Origin of the sequence: Streptomyces phyllanthi (assembly GCF_009377205.1) — a bacterium.
Taxonomy (GTDB): domain Bacteria; phylum Actinomycetota; class Actinomycetes; order Streptomycetales; family Streptomycetaceae; genus Streptomyces; species Streptomyces phyllanthi.
On record NZ_VJZE01000716.1, the window covers coordinates 1 to 3,067 of the forward strand.

Sequence of the window (3,067 nt, forward strand, 5' to 3'; positions counted from 1 at the left end):
GGGTGCGGCTGAACGGCCCGCTGCGGCCGGCGGGCCCGGTGCGACCGATGGGCTGGGCGCGCCCGGCGGGTCGGGTGTGACGGGCGGGTTGGCGACGGACGGGCCGAGCGCGACGGACGGGCCGGTTCCCTTGCCGTGGGGTACGACGGCGCCTGTTCGGGGGTCGTAGGTGGAGCCGGTGGGTGTCACGGGACGGTCTCCCTGCGCTGTCGGTCTGGTTCGGCGGTGGCCGGTCACGGCGGTCCTGGACGGGGTTCCCATCGTCGGCACTCCCGCCGCGCGCTCCCGGAGCCCCGTACCCGACGCGGCAAAACCACCCTTGCGCGCCGAGCGGTGCCGCCAGGCGGCGGTATGGGCGGTGCACCGCGCCGGATCGCCGGATACGAAGGGGGTACCCCCGCGTTCCCGGTTCCCCCGGTTTCCTCCGGTTTCTCCTGGTTCCGGTTCGCTCCGCCTCCCGTGACGAGGTGACCATGCGTGTGCTGCTCGTCCACCCCAGCGCCCTGATGTACTCCGAGATCTTTCTGCGGCTCGAACCGCTGGGACTGGAGCGCGTGGCAGGGGCCGCCCGGGACGCGGGCCACGAGGTGCGCGTCGTGGACCTCCAGGTGCTCGGCAGGGACCGGCTGACGAGGGAGCTGAGGTCGTTCCGGCCGGAGGCCCTCGGGATCTCGCTGAACTACCTGGCCAACATCCCCGAGGCGATGGACCTGGCCGCGGAGGTCAAGCAGTCCGTGCCGGGCTGCTTCGTCTTCTTCGGCGGCCACAGCGTCTCCTTCGTCGCCGAGACGGTGCTGGAGCAGGCGGAGGGCACAGTGGACGCGGTGGTCCGCGGCGAGGGGGAGCCGGCGATCGGCCCGCTGCTGGAGGCGGTCCGCGACGGCGGGGTGGACGCCGTCCCCGGGATCGTCACCGCCTCCGGACGCGGCCCCGCGCCCCTGATGCTGCACAGCATCGACGACCCGCTCCCGGCACGTGACCTGATGAGCGGCCGCCGCCGCTACTTCATCGGCGAGCTCGACCCGTGCGCCTCCATCGAGTTCACCCGCGGCTGCCCCTGGGACTGTTCGTTCTGCTCGGCCTGGACGTTCTACGGCCGCAGCTACCGCAAGGCGTCACCCGAGGCCGCGGCCGAGGACCTGGCGCGTATCCGCGAGCCCAACGTGTTCATCGTCGACGACGTCGCCTTCATCCGGCCCGAGCACGGCGACGCCATCGCCGCGGAGGTGGAACGCCGCCGTATCCGCAAGCGCTACTACCTGGAGACCCGTAGCGACGTGCTGCTGCGCCACCCCGAGGTCTTCGAACGGTGGGCGCGGCTGGGGCTGCGCTACATGTTCCTCGGGATGGAGGCCATCGACGCCGAGGGACTCGACCTGTACCGCAAGCGGGTCAGCCCCGACGAGAACTTCCGGGCGCTGGAGACGGCACGTCGTCTGGGCATCAGGGCCGCCATCAACCTGATCGTCGACCCGGCGTGGGACGAGGAGCGCTTCCGGGTCGTCCGCGAGTTCGCGCTCGCCGTACCGGAGATCGTGCACTTCACCGTGATGACGCCGTATCCCGGTACGGAGATCTGGCACACCGAGTCGCGGCGGCTCACCACCCGCGACTACCGCCTCTTCGACATCCAGCACGCCGTGGTCCCCACGAAGCTGCCGCTGGAGCGCTTCTACGAGGAGCTGGTCCGTACCCAGGCGGTGATCAACCGCAAGCACCTGGGGCTGCGGACGGCGTTCGGTGCGGCCCGTGTCCTCGGCCGCAACCTGCTGCACGGCCAGACCAACTTCGCCCGCATGCTGTGGAAGTTCAACCAGGTCTACAACCCGCGCCGGCAGTTCGCCGACCACAGCATGCCCGTCCGCTACGAGCTGCCCCTGCCCCAGCCCATGGACGTGAGCGACCGGCGTCTGCTGTACGTGCACACGCGGGCGGACGGCCGGGGAGCGGCGCCGGACCGGAGCCGGACGAGCACCGAGTAGCGTGTGGGTCGCCGTCCTCGCCTCGCTCGCCGCAGGTGTCTGCTTCGCCGTCGCGGGGGTGCTGCAGCAGCGGGCCGCCAGCGCGCGGCCGGACGAGGAGACGCTCTCCCCGCGTCTGCTGGGCCATCTGGTACGGGACCGGCTCTGGCTCCGCGGTATCGGGCTGGCCCTGGTCGCCTACGGCTTCCAGTCCCTGGCCCTGGCGTTCGGCCCGCTCAGTCTGGTGCAGCCGCTGATCGTCAGCGAACTGCTCTTCGCGGTCCCGCTGTCCGCCCGGCTGCACCGTATGCGGCTGGGGCCCCTGGAGTGGTTCGGCACCCTCGCGGTGGCCGGCGGTCTGGCCATGGCCCTCGCGTCCGCCCGTCCGCACGGAGGCCGCCCGGGAACGGCGGGCCTCTCCACCTGGCTTCTGGTTCTGGGCGCGACCGGCGCCCTGGTCTGTGCCGCACTGGCGGCCTCGCGGTTCCTGTCCGGTCCGTGGCGGGCCTCGGCGGTGGCGCTGGCGGGGGGAGTGGTCATGGGCATCCAGTCCGTGCTGCTGGCCGCCACGGTCGGCCGGTTCCGGCACGGGCCCGGCGCGGTGTTCTCCGCCTGGCAGACCTACGCGCTCGTCGTTGCGAGCGTGGGCGGTCTGCTGCTCATCCAGAGCGCCTTCCAGCAGGGCCCGCTGGCCGCGAGCCTGACGGTGATCGACGCCACGGAGCCGGTGGTGGCGGTGACCGTGGGCACGGCGGTCTTCGGCGAGACCCTCCACACCGGCTGGCCCGCCACGGCCTTCACGGTCGCGGGCCTGGCCCTGGCCACGGCCGGGATCGCGAGCCTGGACTCGTCCCCACTGATCGCGGCACTGCACGGCCGGGGCCGGGGGGCGGGCGGCAGCACCTAGGCCGCACCTGGGCCCTGGTGTCGAACTCCCCACCACACCGGCAGCAGGTCCTCGGCCAGCACCCGGTCCCACGAGGGGTGCGCGTCCCGGGCCGTGGCCGCCGCCCGGCGACGTACCGCGTCGAGCAACCGAGGCTGATCCACGAGCTCGCACAGCGCGTCCGCCCAGCCCCGCGCGTCATCGCGCCGTACGACGAACC

The 3,067-nt window shown here is 72.8% G+C and carries 2 protein-coding genes and 2 pseudogenes; 2 read left to right on the forward strand and 2 right to left on the reverse strand.

What is annotated here, in order from left to right; translation table 11 throughout:
* Positions 1–189: pseudogene (locus FNH04_RS48385) on the reverse strand (LytR family transcriptional regulator); the annotation flags it as partial.
* 284 nt (positions 190–473) lie between these two features.
* Between FNH04_RS48385 and hpnR the strand changes: the two are divergent.
* Both hpnR and FNH04_RS43870 read left to right on the forward strand, forming a co-directional pair.
* Positions 474–1,982, forward strand: a complete 1,509-nt coding sequence (hpnR, locus tag FNH04_RS43865; RefSeq protein ID WP_152791817.1) for a hopanoid C-3 methylase HpnR — start codon at positions 474–476, stop codon at positions 1,980–1,982.
* Between the two features lies 1 nt (position 1,983).
* Positions 1,984–2,868 (forward strand): DMT family transporter, encoded by an 885-nt coding sequence (locus FNH04_RS43870; RefSeq protein ID WP_152791816.1) that lies wholly within the window; start codon positions 1,984–1,986, stop codon positions 2,866–2,868.
* Here FNH04_RS43870 and FNH04_RS48390 read toward each other — a convergent pair.
* A pseudogene (locus FNH04_RS48390) lies at positions 2,865–3,067 on the reverse strand (glycosyltransferase); the annotation flags it as partial. The gene FNH04_RS43870 and the pseudogene FNH04_RS48390 overlap by 4 nt on opposite strands.